The following is a 17692-nucleotide window of genomic DNA, read 5'->3' on the forward strand; positions in this document are numbered from 1 at the left end:
CCGTGCCACGTCCGGGACCGCCACGCCGGCAAGATCACGATCTACGGCTGGAGTACTAGGCTCTCTAGGACTCGGCAAAGGCCCATAATCAACTAATGGCGCCGACGTACTGGCTTGATCTGTTCACGGCGGAGACCTGGAAGGAGTTCCTCGACAACGGCGGCGAGGTCAGTGGTTTCAGCCCGCGCCGCTTCAAGACCGTCCAGCGGATGAAGCCTGGTGACCTGCTGCTTTGCTACATGACGCGGGTGTCGCGGTGGGTCGGAGTACTTGAGGTCACCGGCGACGCCTTCTACGACGAATCCCTCATCTGGCAGTCGCAGGTCTTCCCCAGCCGGATCTCTGTCAAGGTCAGGATCGCGCTTCAGCCGGAGTTCGGCGTCCCGGTCCTCGATATGCGTGATGAGCTGACGGTCTTCGAGGGCTTGTCGAACCCGAACCTGTGGTCGGGCCCCTTCCGTGGCTCGCCCGCGCGATGGAAGCAAAGCGATGGAGAAGCCATCGTGCGAGCTCTGCAGGACGCCCAAGCCGATCCCGTCGAGCGGCCGCTCGGACGACACGCGCGGACTGGTCAACTCAGCATCGACGCCGAGACCGTCGAGACGGCCGAGGGCTCTGTCTCCGTCCCGCTGGACGAGCAGCCTGAGACGAACGACGTCCAATCGGACTCCGAGGCTCAGCCACGTACTCACACCGAGATCCAGTACGCCCTGCTGAAGCTCGGCAGCGACATGGGTTTCGACGTCCACGTGGCACGCAACGACATCTCACAGGAGTGGAACGGCCGCCGGTTGGCAGACGTGCCGCGCACCAGAGAGGCGCTGCCCAAGCAGTTCGACCCGGCGACCAACCGCATCATCGAGCTGATCGACGTCCTGTGGCTGGACGGCGGCGCCATCGTCGCGGCCTTTGAAGTCGAGAGCACGACGTCCATCTACTCGGGCCTGCTCAGGATGAGTGACTTGGTGTCCATGCAGCCCAACATCTCCATACCGCTGTTCCTGGTCGCAGGGGAGAAGCGCCGGGAGAAGGTGATCGAGCAGGTCAACCGGCCCACGTTCGCGCGGATGCAGCCTCCGCTCCACCAGATCTGCCGCTACATCTCCTTCGAAGGCCTCAGGGAGTCCCTCGACAGGGCTCGGGGGCTGGTGCGGTATCTCAAGCCAGACTGGCTGCAGGAAGTCAGTGAGTCGTGCGAACTTGACGACATGGTTGATTAGGTCGGGCTCACGCGGCAACTCGCCCGGGAGGTGATCGAGGACGAGCGGTACTCGGCGGGTGCTAGTCACTCAATCGGCGAGTCAGCGCTTCGAGCCACTCGCGATGGAAGGTGCCGTCGGAGTGGACCATCTTGAAGCGGGTCCAGTCGACGGTGCCGTCGTCATCGATGGGCGGTACTCGCGGGTAGTTCTCGGCGAAGGTCTTGAGGTCGGACTGCCGAGGTCGTGCGCCGACAGCAGCGCGGGTGAGCGGTAGGTCGGCGGGGTCCTGGAGCATGAGGAGCATGGCATGGAGCTCGGCCATGTCCTTGAGCCTGTCCCGGCGGAGGAGTGCTCTCATCTCGCGGAGCAGGTCGAGTTCGTAGGCGATGCGGCGCTCGCGGGCCGCTGTGGTGTCGGCCCGGGAGAGAGCCACGAGAGCGACGATCAGGGCGACGGTGCCGATGCCTGCGCCTGCGACTTGGGATCCGTCGACGAGCCAGTTCGGCCATGCGCCTGGGTCGACCACGACGACTGGCGTGGGTTGGGGAGCTTGCACATCGGGTTCTTCGATCTTGGCCGCCGAGGTGCTACGCGGAGGTGACGTCTTCCTGTTCGGGTGCAGCGACGAGGAGTTGGAAACGGGCGCCGCGCATGCGTCGCCGGGGCGGGGGTCCCGGGCCGGTTTCGGCGCTCACGATCGACAATGATGCGCTCAATGCCCCGGACCATCTGAGAGCGACGGCAGCGTCCCCCGAGGGTTGGATTGCCCAGCGGGCCCGTGGAGGTTGCCGCTGTGCCGCGCAGAGCGCGTCAGAGACGATCTGCGGGGCAGTCGCGCAGGTGCAGCGCGATGCCCATGAAGACGGCACCGACGGCCGCCGCGACGTAGTCGCCCTGGTCGATACCCGCGTAGTGGCCCTGCCGGGCCTTATGGCCCAGATCCTGGCGAACGTCTCGATCAGCTCGCGTTGGGTGGCCCGCTTCGCGGCGGCACGCTGCTCGGCAGCGCTGGAATGGCTTCCCCTCTCGAATGCACCTCTACTGGGTGCTGCGGGGGAAGCGCAGCGCGACGCAGCCTACCGTGGCCGCAAGCGCCTGGGGCGGTCGACGGACTCGGCGGACGCCGCCGTGGCGATGGACCTAAGGTGCGGCCGGACCCATCACCGGACCTACGGTGCCGATCACCCCAGAAGACCCCGGCTCAACCGGCCGCACTCCGCCGTCGCTGTCGACGTCACAGCCGTTCTCGCACCCACCACTCCCCGGCGGCGGCGCGGATGATGACGGCGGCGGCATCGTGGTCGTGGTCATGGGTGGAGTCGTGGTGGTCGGTTTCGGCGTGGTCGGCTGCACGGTCGGCTGCGCGGTGGGAGCAGGCGGCGCAGGGCTCACCGGCGGTGTCGGCTGCCTCGGCCCGAAGTCGCCGCGCCCGCTGGAACCGCCCCACCAGCCGCCCGAGGTCGCCTCGTCCTCGTCGGTCGGGGTGCAGTAGTAGCCCGGCGTCCGGTCGATCGGCGTGCAGTACAAGTAGAAGCCGTCGTCATCGTGCCGCCCCGGCGACGCGCTCGCCGTCGTCACCGTCAACGCCGTCGCCACGGCCGCTCCCACCACAAGCGATGCGGCCACGGCCAGCACCTTGCGGGACTTCCACCTCGCCACCAGCTACCCCCTCGTGATCGTCGATCTACGAGTGGGGACGGCCCACGCATCGAGGTGGTTGGCGCCCGAATGGTCCAATTCGGTCAGGATCCGGCGAACGTCAGCCGCGTCCCCGGGCGGGGCCGGAGCGTCAGAGTCGCCGACGATCGCGCCGTCGAGCAGGACCCGCCGGGCTTCGTGGTGCAGCGCCAGCCGCACGGAACTGACACCGATGCCCAGCAGGCGGTTGCGGACGGTCGGAGCTTCGGGCTGTTCCTGGGCTGCGCTCACGATCGACATGATCGCTCAATGCCCCCGGACCGTCCGAGAGTGACGGCAGCTTCCGTCGGACTGCCCGGCGGCCCCGTGAAGGTGCCGCTTTGCCGCGCAGAGCGCGTCAGAGACGATCTGCCGGGGCAGGTCGCGCAGGTGCAGCGCGATGCCCATGAAGACGGCGCCGATGGCCGCCGCGACATAGAACAATTTCAATACCCGAGTCCATGCAGCTTCTCGGTTAGATTCACGGTTTTCTTACGATTCCCGTAAAGCCCGCCACGAACAGGGCTGCTAAGCCCCAAGCGCATGCCTGCAGGACCCAAGACGCAATCGACGCGGCCGCCCCTGTGGCATTTGACGCAGCCTCGCATCTTGCCTGTGAGACTCTAGGAAGAAATGGTGCACCGAGATCTAGGCCACGAGCGATCTGGTCGACGATCGAACAAGGTCGTATTGAATCCAACGAGGCCGGCTCGCTTGTCGATATTACTTGCCTGGGCGGCTCCTGAGCCTTCTGCACTAAGGCTCCATGAGTGCCGAAAAAGAGAGTGCTAGCTACTGATACCAGAAGTACGAAAAGAAGACATATCAGAGCGCGCCAGGGCTGGTAGCCGTAGCCTAGAAGTAGTCCAGTGAGCCGAACCCAGAAGCGATCGGTCCGTCGAGTAAGTGCACCTCGTCCAACCTGATCACCACGTTGAGCGATCTGCACTGTTCGAACGTCACTGTCATGCCCTTCAGCCCGGTAAGAAGCTGCTAGTTGCTGATACGGTTGCGCGACATAGCACGGCGTCTTCAATCTGATCAGATCAAGCCAGCTGGAGATTCCGCCTTCCTCCAACGCCACCTGTGGAATACCACGGTACGTCAGCCCATTAAGATCCCAGCAAGAGTTCTCGCGCTTTGTATTTCGGACGCCTGCAACCGCGACCGAGACTTGTCCGCCCACCTTCGCCTCGGTAAGATCGACAACTGCTTCGCTACTCGCCGCCTCTGCGCGCAATCTATCGTCTAGCATCAAATCACCGCCGGTGGTAACAAAGCTGAGCCCTATCGCAGGTCCACGAGTATTCCTGATGAAGCTGCGCTTCATCGATATCTGACCACCGACCTTTGCACCGAGGAACTTCACTGCGTATTCTTCGGCGGCGACGAACGCTTCGAACCCGAGATCCAAATACACGTTGTTGTCAACCTGAGCCCCGCTAGCGTCGATAGCCGGGCCGCTAGCGTTTGATATCGATGCAGCCCGCATGCCAAGCTGACTGCCAATCCGCGCATTTACCAGTCGTATTGTTGCTTCGCGATCTCGGCTGATCGCTTGGAAACGTCCATCCATAAAGAAGTTCCCAGACACATTAACTCGATCCGCGAGTAGTGCCGGTCCTGCCATAGCTTCGATAGCGGCGTCGTGAAGAAGTAAGTCGTCGCCTATTCGAGCGCCGAGTAGTCGAACCGCACCTTCCTTCCCGCCAGCTTGCACCGCGAATCTATCGCTCAGCATGACTTGGCCTCGTGACTGCATTCGCTCGGCGTACAAAGCCGTAGCAACCGAGTTGCGCAACCGAGAGCCGCGTAGGTCAAGTGAGCCGACCTGCGCGTCCTGCAGGCGCGGGGCTCCCTCAGCGGAGTTTGAGTAGACCTGCGAGTTGCAGACTGCCAGTTGTCCAGTCACGCTTACTCGGTCCATCAATAGCGCCGGAGTTGCCTCGCTTGTCAAAAGGCAGTCAATGAGCACGAGTTCTGGAAAGGACGCCTGATTCGCCTCAAGACCGCCTTGAAGGCGGCAACTCACCATGCGGATCCCGAATTCCAGTGACGCCAGATTCAGGTCTAGCCGACCAGCGACATTTAGCCCTCGCACTCGGATTCCGCGAGGATCTGATACGCCGTCTCGGCGATGTTCCATAAGTACTTCGCGCAAGTCCTTGGCCGCGACGGATCGCTCCCTGTCTCCGATATCTTGGTTCGACTGCAGGTCTAGCAGCTCTCCGGTTCGGAGGTGTTCGCCAAGTAGATCCAGCAACGACGGTTTTGCTGTGGCCACTGCCTTACCTTAGTCGTTCACGATTCTAGGATGATAGGGAGCCTCTTCCGAGAGCCTCGCTCGACGAGGCTTTTCAGTAATGCCTTAGGCGGCGTCGCGGGGACCGGCCGGAGGCGGAACCTCCCGGCGGGTGAGACTGGCGAACCCGTCCTGTGAGCGCGGCGCCGCGGCGCCCTCATGGAGCCGCGTCGGTTTCATGGCGAAGTTGAAGTGTTGTGCGTGGTTATCGGTCCGTCGAACCCGTGACCTTGATGGCGGTGACCATTAGCTGAGGAACGGTTGTCGACCCGCCAATCTGGGTGCCGTAGGAGAAGGACCCGAGGACGGTCGCCTCAGCGCGGAAGAGGTCACCAGTCACGACATCTGTGAACAGCGACGACGACCCGGTGGTCAAGACCGTGTTGGTCTTGTAGTCGGCGTAGCCGTACTTGATTTTGTGCACGACACCGTCGACGTTCGCGCGGAATGCGGATGTGCCGGTGGCTGCGTCGAACTGTGTGACCTCCCCGTACACGATGATCCGCTCGCCGATGTGCGCGTCCGGGTTCTTCGCGATCAGCTGCCAATCCCGGGCTGTGATGGCTCGCGGCGGCGCTGGCGGGGTCGGGGGTGTGGTCGTCGCGGGCGTGTACGTATACACGTGAGTGGGAGCCGTCTGGCTGACGGCGGGCCACTGCTTCTGCGGGCACATGTTTGTTACGGCCGCATCGACGATCGTCGTGGCCGCACCGGGCGGAAGCTCGCGCGACGAGGCGAAACGCGTGACGGCGTCGCCGCGACTGATCGTCGACGGCTCCGTGCAGATGCCTCGCCCGGCGGTGACGATCTGGTCGTTGGTGAGTCGGCCCAACAGTCCAGGTGATGCCGTCCGGGCGACCTCAACGAATGCAGCCTCTCCGGACGCCACACTGTCGTCAGCGAGCGAAGCGACGACGACCCAGGCCACCAGGAGTGCCGCCAGAGCTGCGCCACCGATGCCGATACCAAGGAGCAGCGGCCGACGCTTGCGCTGAAGCTGGGCAGGCGGCGGAGTCTGGCCCGGGGCCGACACCGGGAACCGCTCCGTCGATGGCTCCGGCTCCCTGGGCTGCTGCCCCTGTGACGTCGTCAACTTCACTCCCCTACGAAGATCGTTCCCCGATACAAACCTCATGTCGCAAGGTCCTAGTCGCGTGTTACGTGCTGATTGCCGCACTCAACCGCCTCGCCGTATCTGACCCCGCCAGCGTGAGGCGGATCCGGCGTCCGCCAGAAGCGGTTCCCCGACCCCGACAACATCCGCGTCATGGCCGACGCCCTCGAGGTCGACATCACCACGATCGTCCACAGGGCGAGTTGCGGACTGACGCCGGTGCTGGTTCTCCCTGGGCGCGGTGCAGGCACCGAGGCCTCACGGGCGAGCCGGCCGTCTCATCCGGCGGGGTGCTGGTCGCGAACCGGGACACCGCGCGCCGCACGTGCAGGCTGAGCGCATCAATCTCGCAGGTCGGACCCTTCCCGGTTCTGAGCCCGGGGTGGCTTGACAGCCACGCGCGAGGGTCCGCCTCGATGGCTTCCCCGCCACCCCGTATGCCCCTCGCCAAGCGCGAGCGAAACAGGGAGCCGGAGTCATCACGACCTCCGACCGCCCCGGGCATCCTTCGGATGACACCAGCCCGGGGCGGTTCGGCGTTCAGCCGCAGAGCTACTTATGCCGTGTTAGCACCGCGCGTCCTGCCTACCTCGCCGAGCTGGCAGTCTCGTCTGGCACGCCTCGGCGCCCGTGCCAGACGCACTGCCATGCACCGGCCGCCCGGCCAGGGGTCTGGCACACATCTGGCACGGACACAGGAAAGCCCCGGCCGAAACCGGGGCTGACCTGCGACAACGCGAGTGGGCGATACTGGGATCGAACCAGTGACCTCTTCGGTGTGAACGAAGCGCTCTCCCCCTGAGCTAATCGCCCGCCGTCACGGGTGGAACCCTACATCACCCGAGGATCGGGCTCTGCAACCAGGTCCACTCCTGCAGCCCCACCCACCCGGCGACCAGCCAGAACGCGTTCAGCAGCCACAGCGTGGCGACGACGACGAGGCCGGTCGCGGCGAGGACGAGGAGCTTGACGAACAGGTTCTGCCGGCCGAGCCAGGCTGTCCACGCGTCGTACTTGCCCTTCGCGAAGGTCAGTACGCGCTTCGCCCAGGTGAACTCGGACGCGAGGATGGCGAGCCCGACGAACACGATCGCCCAGCCCGGCCCCGGGTACGGGATCGCGACGATCCCGCCCGCCAGCACGAGGGTGCCCAGCACGCCGATGCCGACCCGGTACGTGCGGCGGGCCGTCGGGCGTTCGTCGATGCGCGCGCGGAACTTCCGCAGCCGGTCCTTGACGCCGTCGAACCGGCCGCGCTCGTGTTCCGGCCCGCCCCGTGAGGTCTGCTCCGTGCTGCTCAGATCTCCGCCCGCCCGCTCGCCACGACCTGGGTCGGCGAGGCCGGGGCGACCCGACCCGGTTCGATCGAGATCGCGAACTGCGCATATCCGGCTCCGCCGGCGACCGACCCTACCGACTCCATGCCGGGGGCGCCTCCACGGACGTCGAACGTGCCGAGAGGGGCGGGGGTTCCCTGCGCCGGGAGTCCCCAGAGGACGTACACCCGGTCCGCGCCGTTGGCGGGCAGGTCGACGGGCAGGACCTTCAGCCCGGACTCGTCGGCCGTGACCGCGGCGACCACCGGTTCGCCCTGCGCGGGCGCGAGGAAGGCGTACGTGGTGCCCGGGCGCGCCATCTGCTGGAGCATCGCGACGACGCTCTGGGCGCGGGCAGCCTCGGCGTCGCGCTCCGCCTTCATCCGTGCGCTGTACACACCGAGACCCGCGATCGCGGCCACGGCTACCACCGCGGCCGTCGCGACGGCCACGACCCGGCCACGGAGACCACGGACCCCGCGGCCCTGCCGGGGGCGTCCGGTCCGGCCCGGGCCGGAGCCGGCGCAGCCCGACGGGCCGGTGGTCGCCGGACGCCCGGAGAGCCCGGTCTCCCCCGCGTCGCGCGGCGCCGGGGCCGACGGGCGGGGAGCCGGTTGCTCCTGCGGGGTCTGCGCGACGGCCTCGAGGATGCGGTCGCGCAGCTGCGGTGGCGGCTCGTCCCCGTCGACCGCACCGCCGAGCGCGGCGAGCGTCTCCTCGGTCTCCCGGACGAGCGCGCGGCACGAGGCGCAGGTCGGCAGGTGCCGTTCGACCTCCGCCTCGTCCCCGGGCTCGGCCGCCCGCAGCACCCAGGCCACCACCTGTTCCTCCGAGCGGCAGCCCCGCGAGTGCGACCCGGTCATCACGCACCCCCGTCCGTAGAGCGGGCCTCGCCGGCCGCGGGGCCCAGTACCGCCCGCAGCCGCGCCAGCCCGGTGAACATCCGCGACTTCACCGTCCCGAGCGGGACGCCGGTCAGCGCCGCGACCTCCCGCTGGGTGTAGCCGCCGTAGTAGGCGAGCGCCAGGGCCTGTCGCTGCTCGGCCGGCAGCCCGCCGAGGGCGTCGCGCACCTGCCCGGCGACGACGGCGCCCAGCGCCTCGTGGTCCGCGCCCGGCCCGGCCGGCATCGGAGCGTCCTCGACGTCCTCGACCGGCACCGTCCGGCGGCGGGCCGTGGCCTCGCGCCGGACGGCGTCGACCGCCTTGTGGTGCACGAGCGTCAGCAGCCAGGTCACGAAGGCACCGCGCCCGGCGTCGAAGCGCGCGGGGTCACGCCACAGCGTGAGGAACACCTCCTGGACGACGTCCTCGGCCAGCCCGTCGTCGGCGCAGATGCGCCGCGCCAGCGACCAGGCCGGGCGGCCGTAGCGGTCGTAGACCTCGGCGAGGGCGCGCTCGTCCCCCTCGGCCAGCCGGGCGACGAGGGCCGCGTCGGCCCCGGACCGCCCTCCGGGTGGGCGCGGGCCCTGTGTATGGCCGTGTGGACGGCTCCGCGGCAGCCCTGCTCCGTCGGCGACATCCGCCACCAGTGCGTCCCTCACAACCTCGTGTTCGGTCCCGGCGCACGGCCGGTTCACCGACAGGGTGCTGCAACGTGGATCACAGCCGACCGGGCGATCACCCGTCCTCGCAGGTCGGGCACACCCGACACGGGAACACCACTAACCCGTCCGTGTGAAAGCGACCGATCCGGTCCTGGGAGAACGTCCCCCGACCCGTCACATCTTGGCGATCCGCTCGTTCTTCCGCACGACGGACCACGCGGCACGAGGAAGAGGACCAAGGATGCGCGACGAGCCCACGATCATCCGCGAACCGGCCACGTTCGAGCTCATCACCCCGGACTCGGCGCCGGTCCCGGTGCGGGTCGAGCTCTCGTACTCCAGCCGGGACCCGTACGCGGTCCAGGCGTCGTTCCGGACCGGCCAGGGCAGCCCGGTGGACTGGGTGTTCGCCCGTGACCTGCTGGCCGACGGCCTGCTCGGCCCCGCCGGCACCGGCGACGTCCGGGTGCAGCCGGTCCCGCACGAGCCCACCCGGATCGAGGTCGAGCTCGCCTCCCCGTCCGGTCACGCGGTGTTCACCACGTGCGCCGCGACGCTCGCCGCCTTCCTCGACCGCACCTTCGAGTGCGTGCCCCCGGCGACCGAGTACTCGTGGCTCGACTTCGACGCCGCGCTGGACCAGCTCCTCGCCCCCAACTCCAGCGACGGCGCCCGCGACTGAGCCGAGGCGTGCCCGTCGGGCCGCAGCACTCCCTGCGGCCCGTTCGTGCAGGTCGAAGGCTCGACGCAGGGAAACAGGGGGGTCGGTTTGGAGCCCCCGGGGACCCTGCGCTAATGTTCTTCACGTCGGAGCGAGCAGCCCCGACAAGCACCGGGAAACCGAGTGCATGCGGACGTAGCGCAGCTGGTAGCGCATCACCTTGCCAAGGTGAGGGTCGCGGGTTCGAGTCCCGTCGTCCGCTCGGAGGAAACCACGTAGTCACTGCCTGGGCCTCCAGGTCCGATCCCCGCGAAACCATCCGGGGGGCGTCGGGCGGAGTGGCCGAGTGGCTTAGGCAAGGGCCTGCAAAGCCCTGTACGCGGGTTCGATTCCCGCCTCCGCCTCGGGCGATTAGCTCAGTGGGAGAGCGCTTCCTTGACACGGAAGAGGTCACTGGTTCAATCCCAGTATCGCCCACCACCCGAGAAGGCCCCCTGGTAACAGGGGGCCTTCGGCGTTTTCAGGATTCCCGGGGCGGGCCGAACCACCGGGGCAGCCGGGCGAGCAGTTCCGACTGGTCCTCCCCCGCCCACGCCACGTGTCCGTCCGGGCGCAGCAGGACGGCCGGCGCGTCGAGTTCCTCGCTGACGTCCACGACGTGGTCGACGCGGTCCGCCCAGCCCGCCACCGACAGCCGGCCGGTCTGGTCGAGCAGCAGGCCGCGGCCGCCGCGCATCAGCTCGTAGAGGCGGCCCCGCTCGAGCGGCAGGTCCCGCATCCGGCGGCCGACGAGCTCGGGCCCGTCGCCGAGGTCGTACCGGATGCCGATCGCGGTGATCTTCTCCATCAGGTGGCGGTTCACCTCCTCGAAGTCCATCAGCTCCGCCACCAGCCGCCGGACGGCCCGCGCCCCGGGAGCCGTCGACATCAGCTCCATCTGCGCGCGGGTGGTGTCGAGTACGGCCGCCGCCACCGGGTGCCGCTCGGACCCGTAGCTGTCCAGCAGCCCCTCGGGAGCCCAGCCCACGATCGCGGCGGCGAGCTTCCAGCCGAGGTTGAACGCGTCCTGGATGCCGAGGTTGAGCCCCTGCCCCCCGGTCGGCGGGTGGACGTGCGCGGCGTCGCCGGCCAGGAACGCGCGGCCCTCCCGATACCGCTCGGCCTGCCGGGTGGCGTCGCCGAAGCGGGACAGCCAGCGCGGCGAGTGCACGCCGAAGTCGGTGCCCGCGACCGCCCGCAGCTGCCGCCGGAAGTCCTCGAGGGTCGGCGGGACCGTGCGCTCCTCGAACACCCCCGCGGCGGGCACCACGACCCGGTACGCCCCGCCCCCGACCGGCCCGAGGCCGAACCGCTGCTCCGTCCTGCGGACCTCGGTCACCACGGCGGTCACCGTCTCGGGCGGGGCGGTCACCTCCATCTCACCCAGCAGTGTCTCGACGGTGGTGGGCTCGCCGTGGAAGCCGATGCCGAGCAGCGTGCGCACGGTGCTGCGACCGCCGTCGCAACCGACGAGGTACCGGGCGCGCACGGTCGTGCCGTCGGCCAGCTCGGCGGTGACCCCGTCCGCGTCCTGCGACAGCCCGATGACCTCGGCGCCGCGGCGGATCTCCGCGCCGAGCTCGGCGGCGCGCTCCGCCAGCAACCGGTCGGTGACGGTCTGCGGGATACCGAGGACGTAGCCGTGCGCGCTGTCGAGCCGCGGCCACGGCGCCGGGATCCCGGCGAAGAAGCCGCCGACCTCGTGCTTCCGCCCGTGCGCGAGGAACCGCTCCAACACCCCGCGCTGGTCCATCACCTCGATGCTGCGTACGTGCAGCCCGAGCGACCGGACGAACGGCGGCGGCGCCTCCTCCCTCTCCAGCACGAGCACGCGCACGCCGTGCAGCCGCAGCTCCGCCGCCAGCATCAGGCCGGTCGGTCCGCCGCCCACGGTGATCACGTCGAACATGGACCCCCCGAGGTCGTCACCCGCCGCGCCGTCCTGTTTCCGCAGGTCGCGGCGTCGGACGGCGATTCTGTGGCATTCCCCGGGTCTTGTCGCAAGCCCCCCGGTGCGCTATAGCTTGGTGGTGGCGGGAGACGCCGCCTCTCCAGAAGCCCCCGGGAACCGGGGGCCTCCGTCGTTCTCGGGCGGGGGTGCCGTACGGCGCCGTGACCACCTCCAGCCCCTGCCCCGCGGGGTCAGGACCGGAATTCGGTCCCGGCAGGAGCGACCGCGCCCTACCGTCTGGTCCCTGCCGACGGGAGGAGACGCCATGGGACGCACGCACGGCTACGGGGTGACGGTGCAGTGGACCGGAAGCCCCGGGACCTCCGACTACCGGTCCTACTCGCGCAACCACGACGTGCTCGCCGAGGGCAAGCCGGTGCTGGCGGGCAGCGCCGACGCCGCCTTCCGCGGCGACCCGACGCGCTGGAACCCCGAGGAGCTGCTCGTGGTCGCGCTCGCGCAGTGCCACATGCTCAGCTACCTGGCGCTGTGCGCGCGTCAGGGCGTCGTGGTCACCGCCTACACCGACGCCGCCGAGGGGACGATGGAGGAGTCGGCGACGCACGGCGGCCACTTCACCGAGGTCGTGCTGCGCCCTCGGGTGCGGGTCGCCGAGGAGGCGATGCGGCACAAGGCCCAGGCCCTCCACCACGAGGCTGCGGAGACCTGCTACATCGCCAACTCGGTCGACTTCCCGGTCCACCACCACCCCGTCGTCGAGGTGGGCTGACGGGACCGGCTGCTACTGGAGCGCGAGCGTGCGCAGGACCTGGCGGGCGGCGTCGCCGCCGGCCTCGACCGCGGTCCGCAGGGCACGTGGGACGTCGAGGTCCGCGAGCAGCGCCGCCCGGACCTCGCCGACCGCCGCCGGCGAGTCGCCCCGCCGGCCCGCCGCCACGTACAGCCGCTCCAGCAGCGCGGCCGCGTCGTCGAGCGCCTCCGGCCGGTAGTCCCACGGCTGCGCCCACGCCCGGTCGAGCAGCATCAGCCGCACCGCCGGCCCGGGCGCCTCGCGCAGGAGGTCGTGGACCAGCACCAGGTTCCCGGTCGACTTGGCCATCTTCGCGCCGTCGACCCCGACCGTCCCGGCCCGCAGCGCACGGCGGGCGAAGGGGGCGCTGCCGGTGGCGGCCGAGGCCATCGCGACCTGGTAGGCGTGGTGCGGGAAGGCCAGGTCGGCCCCGCCGGCCAGGACGTCGACCACCCCGCCGAGGGTGGCCAGCGCCATCGCCGCGCACTCGGCGTGCCAGGCCGGACGGCCGGGGCCCCAGGGGCTCGGCCAGGCCGGGTCGCCCTCGCCCGAGGGCCGCCAGACCGGGACGTCGAACGGGTCGTCGCGGCGCGGGTCGGCCGGGTCGTCGCCGTTCTCGGCCAGCAGGTCCAGGGCCTCCTCGCGGTCGCGGCCCGCGGCCACAGCGGCGCCGCGGAAGTAGACGAACCCGTCGCGCTCGTACGCCGCGCCGGCCGCGAGCAGCGCGATCGCCAGCCGGACCACGTGCGCGACGTGGTGGCGCGCGTGCGGCGAGTGCGTCGGCGGGCGCACGTGCAGGGCCGCCATGTCCCGCTCGACGTAGTACTCCTGGGTCAGCCCGAACTCGTCGAACGCCCGGCCCCGTTCGGCCGCGACCCGGGTGAGGACGTCGTCGACGTCGGTGACGTTGCGGGACACCACGGTCTCCACCCCGGTCATCCGGATCACCCGTGCGGCCGTGTCCGCCCAGACGAACGCGGCGGCGTGCCCGAGGTGCGTGACGTCGTACGGGGTGATCCCGCAGACGTAGAGCCGCGCGGGGACGGTCAGCGGCAGCGGCGCCCCGCCGAGGCGCAGCACCTCGCGCGGGTCGGTGACGGCGCCGGGGCGCGCGTGGTCCTCCGGGGACAAGTCGATCGGCGAGGCCATGCGGCCCATCGTTCCAGGTCCCGGTGTCCGCGTCGGGGGTCCGGGGTGTCGGTCCGGGTCAGTCGGCGAGCGGGCCCACGGCCCGGGCCACGGTCGCGGCAAGCCGCAGCGAGCCGACGGCCGTCGGGTGGAAGGCGAACGGCGTGGCGAGCCCCTGCAGGTCCGGGCCGAGACCGTCGGTCCCGGTGCTGCACAGCAGGGTCAGGTCGGGATCGGCCACGGCGAACCCGTACTTCTCGGCGCCGGCGCGGAGCACGGCGTTGAGCTGGTCGTTGCGGCCCGTGAGCAGGTCGATCTTGTCCTGGGTGAGGCCGACCGCGTACGACGGGCCGCGCGCGTCCGGGCAGGCCGGGTCGGTGTCGCGGGGGAAGGCGTCGTAGGAGGTCATGACGACGACCTCGGGCTTGCTCGGCAGCGCCGCGAGGTCCTCGAGCAGGGCCGCGTAGTCGCGGTCGAAGGCGGCCATCCGGTAGTCGAACTCGCCGCGGGTGAGGTTGTCGTCGCAGGTCTCGACGCCGTAGCAGTACTTGATCAGGTCGGACCAGCCCACGTCGTTGGGCCCGATCGCGACCGCCACGAACCTCAGGTCCTGCATCTGCTTGAGCAGCGCGACCTGGGCCGGGACCTGGACGTTCCCGCGCTGCTGCGGGCCGCGCAGACCCTGGGCCACGGTCGCGCTGGGGCAGGCGAGGTTGCGGACGCGGCCGGGCACCATGGTGCCCAGCTCGGCGGCGAGGGAGTCGGCGCTGCGCTCGCACGCGACGTCGTCGCCCTCGGGTTCGGCGACGGGCGGCCCGCCGACCCGTGCGGCGCGGGAGTCGCCGATCACCGCGCCCGCGTAGCCGAACACCGGCGGGCCGACCGGCGCGGGTGTGACCCGGGCGCTGCCGACGAGGTCGGACAGCGAGCTCACCTGCGCGAGCCCGCGCATCGTGCCGGTGTACGCGAGCGCGCCGCAGGCGCCCCAGGCCACCAGGGACACGGTCACCGCGAGCAGCGACATCCGGCCGATCGTGCCGGCGCAGCGGTGCCACACGTCGGCCACCGTGACGTGCTCGCTCGCCTTCTCCCGCCGCAGGATCCCGAGCACCCGCGCGCAGCCGACCAGGGCGGCCGCGGCGAGCGCCGTGCCCACCACCCCGAGCGTCGCGAGCAGGTACCAGTTGACGAACCCGGTCCGCAGCTGGTCGACGGCCTGGGCGGTCACCTCGGCGGTGGTGTCGGGGTTGAACACCTTGGCCGCGTCCTCGTTGCGCTGCACCGGCCCCATCTCGAGCTGGGGGCGCAGCGGCCCGACGACCTGGAGCCGCGGGATGTCGAGCTCGGTGTTGCCGATCTGGACGAGCCGCGCCGGGCCCTCGAGCGACAGGTCGGGGGTGCGGGCACCGACGGCGATGTGCTGGCCGAGGATCGTCAGGTCCTGGTCCGGGGTCAGTGCGATCGACAACGGGATGCCGGCGAGCAGGCACAGCCCGATCATCAGGACCGTCGGCCAGGAGCGGGCCTCGCGGACCAGGGCGCGGAACCGGCCGCCGCGCCCGCCGGACGGACGTCCCGTCCGTGCGGTGGTGACCACCATGCGCGGGCTCCCCCTCGTCCGGTGCCGTGGACCGATCAAGATGATGCGGGCGCGACACCGTGGGTGCCCATCCTGCGAACAGGGGACGTGCGGTGGGGAGACGCACGCCGACGGGGGCTTGACGCCACCGGCCTTCCCGCGCGCTCGCGGGAGGGCGGCCGGGGCGGGAGCCGATCAGGTGGTGAGGTCGTAGACCGTCTGGCCACCGACCGTGGTGGCGGTGAAGTTCGCCGCCACCCACTCCGCGATCTGGCTGCTGGTGGAGTCCGAGTCCCCACCGGGCCCGCCGGGCCCGCCGCCCTGACCGCCACCGACGTAGTAGTGGACCTCCCCCTCGGCCACGTACTGCTGGAACTGCGCCAGCGTGACCGCCGAGTCGGAGCCGCCCCAGCCGCCGGTCGAGATCACCGCGGTGCCGGAGGCCAGCTCCAGGGAGGCCGCGGTCTGGGACGTCGAGACCGCCGCCGACCAGGTCGAGTCGGTCGCCCCGAGCAGCGCGGTGAGCTCGGCGCTCGTCTCGCCGCCCATACCCGCCCCCATCCCGCGCATACCGCCGGTCGGGGCGCCCTGCGCGGCGTCGGTCGCGTCACCCGCGGCGGCCGACCCGCCCTGCGTCGCACCGGGTGCCGTGCCCTCGGGTGCCGTGCCGTCCGGTGCCGTGCCGCCGGGGCCGGTGCCGGTCATCCCCGGGGGCGTGCCCCGACCGTCGCCGCCCGGCCCGGCGAACCCACCCGGTCCGCCGCTGCCCGACGACCCGAACGCGCTGGACGTCGTCCCGACCGACGGGATGCTGCCCGTGTGGGCGACCGAGGCCGTCGCGACGGCGTACGCGCTCGTGCCGACGAGGCCCGAGAGCACGGCCGCCGTGACGCCGACGAGCAGGACCCGCCGCCCCGTTCCGCCCGCGACCAGGGCGACCGCACCGACCAGCGCCAGCGCCACCACCGGCCAGCGCAGCCAGGTGAAGCTCTCCGAGCTCGCTGCGAGCAGTGCGAACGCCCAGGCGCCGGTGCCGGCCGTCGCCACGGCGAGCGTTGCCCGTGCCCACACCGAGGCCCGCCGCTGCCACAGCGCCCGCGCGCCGACCGCCAGCACACCGGCGATCCCCGGCGCCAAGGCCACCGTGTAGTAGGGGTGCATCGTGCCGCTCATGTAGCTGAACACCAGGCCGGTGACCACCGTCCAGCCGCCCCAGAGCAGCAGGCCGGCGCGGGTGCGGTCGGTCCGCGGCGCCCGCCGGGTCGCCCACAGGCCCGCGACCAGCAGGACCAGCGCGGCGGGCAGCAGCCAGGAGACCTCGTAGGCGATCTCGCCAGTGAACAGCCGGGTGATCCCGGCCGACCCGCCGAACCCGGTGTTGCCGCCACCGCCACCGCCGCCCCCGCCGCCGTTGCCGCTCCCGCCGAGCAGGCGGCCGAAGCCGTTGTAGCCCAGGGCGAGCTCGAGCAGCGAGTTCGTGGTGGAACCGCCGATGTACGGGCGGCTGTCCGCCGGCCACAGCTCGACCAGCGCGATGAACCATCCCGCCGACACCACCATGGCCGCGACCGCGCCGAGCAGCTGCGCGATCCGGGTCCACAGCCGCGGGGCGCCGGCGACCAGGTACACCAGGGCGAGGGCCGGCACGACCAGCAGCGCCTGGCCCATCTTCGTGAGGAAGGCGAACCCGATCGCCGATCCGGCGGCCACCAGCCACCAGCTCGACGCCGTCACCGACGCCGCGTCGACCGCCCGCGTGACCGCCCACGCCGCCGCGACCAGGAGCAGGACCAGCAGCGCGTCGGGGTTGTCGAAGCGGAACATCAGCACCGCGGCCGGGGTGAGGGCCAGTGCCGCACCCGCGAGCAGTCCGGCGACCGGCCCGGCCCAGCGCTTCACCGCAGCGTGCAGCAGCCCGACGGACGCGACGCCCATCAGCGCCTGCGGCACCAGCAGGCTCCACGAGGAGAAGCCGAAGATCCGCGCCGAGGCCACCATGACCCACAGCGCCGCGGGCGGCTTGTCGACCGTGATCGCGTTGCCCGAGTCCAGCGAGCCGAACAGCCAGGCCTTCCACGACTGCGTTCCCGCCTGGACCGCGGCCGCGTAGAAGTCGTTGGCCCAGCCGGAGGCGGACAGGTTCCACAGGTACAGCACTGCGGTGCCGGCCAGCAGGACGAGCAGCGCGGGCCGGGACCAGCGGGGATCGCCCTCCGGGCCGCGCACCAGCCGGCGGAGCCGGTCGGAGGCGCCGGGCGGAGCGGCCGCGCGGGTCCGGTCGGCGCGGTGCCGCCCGGGGTCGGTCACGCGCGGCGGGCGGACCGGGGTCGCGGTGGTCACGGGGTCTCCTCGTGGTCGTCGATCTGTCCCCACGAGCATCGGTCGGCGCTCTGTCGCGTCCCTGTCCGTCGCCTGTGCGCCGTCTG

General features: G+C 70.6%; 14 protein-coding genes and 4 tRNA genes. 7 read left to right on the top strand and 11 right to left on the bottom strand.

Features of this window, described 5'->3' with window-relative positions; translation table 11 throughout:
* The first annotated feature begins 95 nt into the window (after positions 1-95).
* Positions 96-1220: a type II restriction enzyme NmeDI-related protein gene (locus LWC33_RS28245; RefSeq protein ID WP_233307734.1), complete on the top strand. Its 1125-nt coding sequence runs from the start codon at positions 96-98 to the stop codon at positions 1218-1220.
* A gap of 61 nt (positions 1221-1281) precedes the next feature.
* On the opposite strand, the gene LWC33_RS28250 is transcribed toward LWC33_RS28245, so the two are convergent.
* Positions 1282-1728 carry a hypothetical protein gene (locus LWC33_RS28250; RefSeq protein WP_233307735.1) on the bottom strand — a complete coding sequence of 149 codons (447 nt, stop codon included), beginning with the start codon at positions 1726-1728 and terminating at the stop codon, positions 1282-1284.
* Positions 1729-2511: 783 nt separating this feature from the next.
* On the opposite strand from LWC33_RS28250, the gene LWC33_RS28255 reads away from it, so the two are divergent.
* Complete coding sequence (locus LWC33_RS28255) at positions 2512-2694, top strand: hypothetical protein (RefSeq protein ID WP_233307736.1); 183 nt, start codon at positions 2512-2514, stop codon at positions 2692-2694.
* Between the two features lie 170 nt (positions 2695-2864).
* Here LWC33_RS28255 and LWC33_RS28260 read toward each other — a convergent pair whose 3' ends face one another.
* The 6 genes from LWC33_RS28260 to LWC33_RS28285 all read right to left on the bottom strand — a co-directional run bounded on the left by LWC33_RS28260 (position 2865) and on the right by LWC33_RS28285 (position 9139).
* Positions 2865-3131, bottom strand: coding sequence for a hypothetical protein (locus LWC33_RS28260; RefSeq protein ID WP_233307737.1), 267 nt, complete (start codon positions 3129-3131; stop codon positions 2865-2867).
* Between the two features lie 2255 nt (positions 3132-5386).
* On the bottom strand, positions 5387-6280 hold the full coding sequence (locus LWC33_RS28265; RefSeq protein ID WP_233307738.1) for a DUF732 domain-containing protein: 894 nt from the start codon (positions 6278-6280) through the stop codon (positions 5387-5389).
* 756 nt (positions 6281-7036) lie between these two features.
* A tRNA-Val gene (locus LWC33_RS28270) sits at positions 7037-7108 on the bottom strand.
* A 23-nt stretch (positions 7109-7131) separates the two neighbouring features.
* The gene (locus LWC33_RS28275) at positions 7132-7683 is read right to left on the bottom strand and encodes a TIGR02611 family protein (RefSeq protein ID WP_233307763.1); all 552 of its coding nucleotides are present in this window, start codon (positions 7681-7683) and stop codon (positions 7132-7134) included.
* On the bottom strand, positions 7593-8429 hold the full coding sequence (locus LWC33_RS28280) for an anti-sigma factor (RefSeq protein WP_233307739.1): 837 nt from the start codon (positions 8427-8429) through the stop codon (positions 7593-7595). The genes LWC33_RS28275 and LWC33_RS28280 overlap by 91 nt, the downstream gene beginning before the upstream one ends.
* 44 nt (positions 8430-8473) lie before the next feature.
* Positions 8474-9139 (bottom strand): RNA polymerase sigma factor, encoded by a 666-nt coding sequence (locus tag LWC33_RS28285; RefSeq protein WP_308191022.1) that lies wholly within the window; start codon positions 9137-9139, stop codon positions 8474-8476.
* A gap of 259 nt (positions 9140-9398) precedes the next feature.
* Here LWC33_RS28285 and LWC33_RS28290 point away from each other — a divergent pair, with 259 nt between their 5' ends.
* The 4 genes from LWC33_RS28290 (at position 9399) to LWC33_RS28305 (ending at position 10298) form a co-directional block, all read left to right on the top strand.
* Positions 9399-9839, top strand: a complete 441-nt coding sequence (locus tag LWC33_RS28290) for an SsgA family sporulation/cell division regulator (RefSeq protein ID WP_037040856.1) — start codon at positions 9399-9401, stop codon at positions 9837-9839.
* 168 nt (positions 9840-10007) lie between these two features.
* Positions 10008-10080, top strand: a tRNA-Gly gene (locus LWC33_RS28295).
* A gap of 70 nt (positions 10081-10150) precedes the next feature.
* Positions 10151-10222 (top strand) — tRNA-Cys (locus tag LWC33_RS28300).
* Position 10223: 1 nt separating this feature from the next.
* Positions 10224-10298 (top strand) — tRNA-Val (locus LWC33_RS28305).
* A gap of 40 nt (positions 10299-10338) precedes the next feature.
* Here the strand turns inward: LWC33_RS28305 and rox are convergent.
* Positions 10339-11766, bottom strand: coding sequence for a rifampin monooxygenase (rox, locus tag LWC33_RS28310; RefSeq protein WP_233307740.1), 1428 nt, complete (start codon positions 11764-11766; stop codon positions 10339-10341).
* Positions 11767-12073: 307 nt separating this feature from the next.
* Between rox and LWC33_RS28315 the strand changes: the two genes are divergently transcribed.
* A complete protein-coding gene (locus LWC33_RS28315; RefSeq protein WP_233307741.1) occupies positions 12074-12538 on the top strand; it encodes an OsmC family protein in 465 nt (154 codons plus the stop codon).
* Positions 12539-12550: 12 nt separating this feature from the next.
* Here the strand turns inward: LWC33_RS28315 and LWC33_RS28320 are convergent, their stop codons facing one another.
* The 3 genes from LWC33_RS28320 to LWC33_RS28330 all read right to left on the bottom strand — a co-directional run bounded on the left by LWC33_RS28320 (position 12551) and on the right by LWC33_RS28330 (position 17606).
* Positions 12551-13708: a cysteine--tRNA ligase gene (locus LWC33_RS28320; RefSeq protein ID WP_233307742.1), complete on the bottom strand. Its 1158-nt coding sequence runs from the start codon at positions 13706-13708 to the stop codon at positions 12551-12553.
* A gap of 58 nt (positions 13709-13766) precedes the next feature.
* On the bottom strand, positions 13767-15287 hold the full coding sequence (locus tag LWC33_RS28325; RefSeq protein ID WP_233307743.1) for a GDSL-type esterase/lipase family protein: 1521 nt from the start codon (positions 15285-15287) through the stop codon (positions 13767-13769).
* 174 nt (positions 15288-15461) lie between these two features.
* On the bottom strand, positions 15462-17606 hold the full coding sequence (locus LWC33_RS28330) for an ArnT family glycosyltransferase (protein ID WP_372476709.1): 2145 nt from the start codon (positions 17604-17606) through the stop codon (positions 15462-15464).
* Positions 17607-17692: the final 86 nt, after the last annotated feature.

Origin of the sequence: Pseudonocardia terrae, from assembly GCF_021343995.1 — a bacterium.
In the GTDB taxonomy this organism is placed as follows: domain Bacteria; phylum Actinomycetota; class Actinomycetes; order Mycobacteriales; family Pseudonocardiaceae; genus Pseudonocardia; species Pseudonocardia terrae.

Coding starts and splice junctions, on each gene's coding strand:
- LWC33_RS28290 (WP_037040856.1), top strand. CDS start 9,399: ATGCGCGACGAGCCCACGATCATCCGCGAACCGGCCACGTTCGAGCTC.
- LWC33_RS28325 (WP_233307743.1), bottom strand. CDS start 15,287: ATGGTGGTCACCACCGCACGGACGGGACGTCCGTCCGGCGGGCGCGGC.
- LWC33_RS28245 (WP_233307734.1), top strand. CDS start 96: ATGGCGCCGACGTACTGGCTTGATCTGTTCACGGCGGAGACCTGGAAG.
- LWC33_RS28320 (WP_233307742.1), bottom strand. CDS start 13,708: ATGGCCTCGCCGATCGACTTGTCCCCGGAGGACCACGCGCGCCCCGGC.
- rox (WP_233307740.1), bottom strand. CDS start 11,766: ATGTTCGACGTGATCACCGTGGGCGGCGGACCGACCGGCCTGATGCTG.
- LWC33_RS28315 (WP_233307741.1), top strand. CDS start 12,074: ATGGGACGCACGCACGGCTACGGGGTGACGGTGCAGTGGACCGGAAGC.
- LWC33_RS28255 (WP_233307736.1), top strand. CDS start 2,512: ATGGGTGGAGTCGTGGTGGTCGGTTTCGGCGTGGTCGGCTGCACGGTC.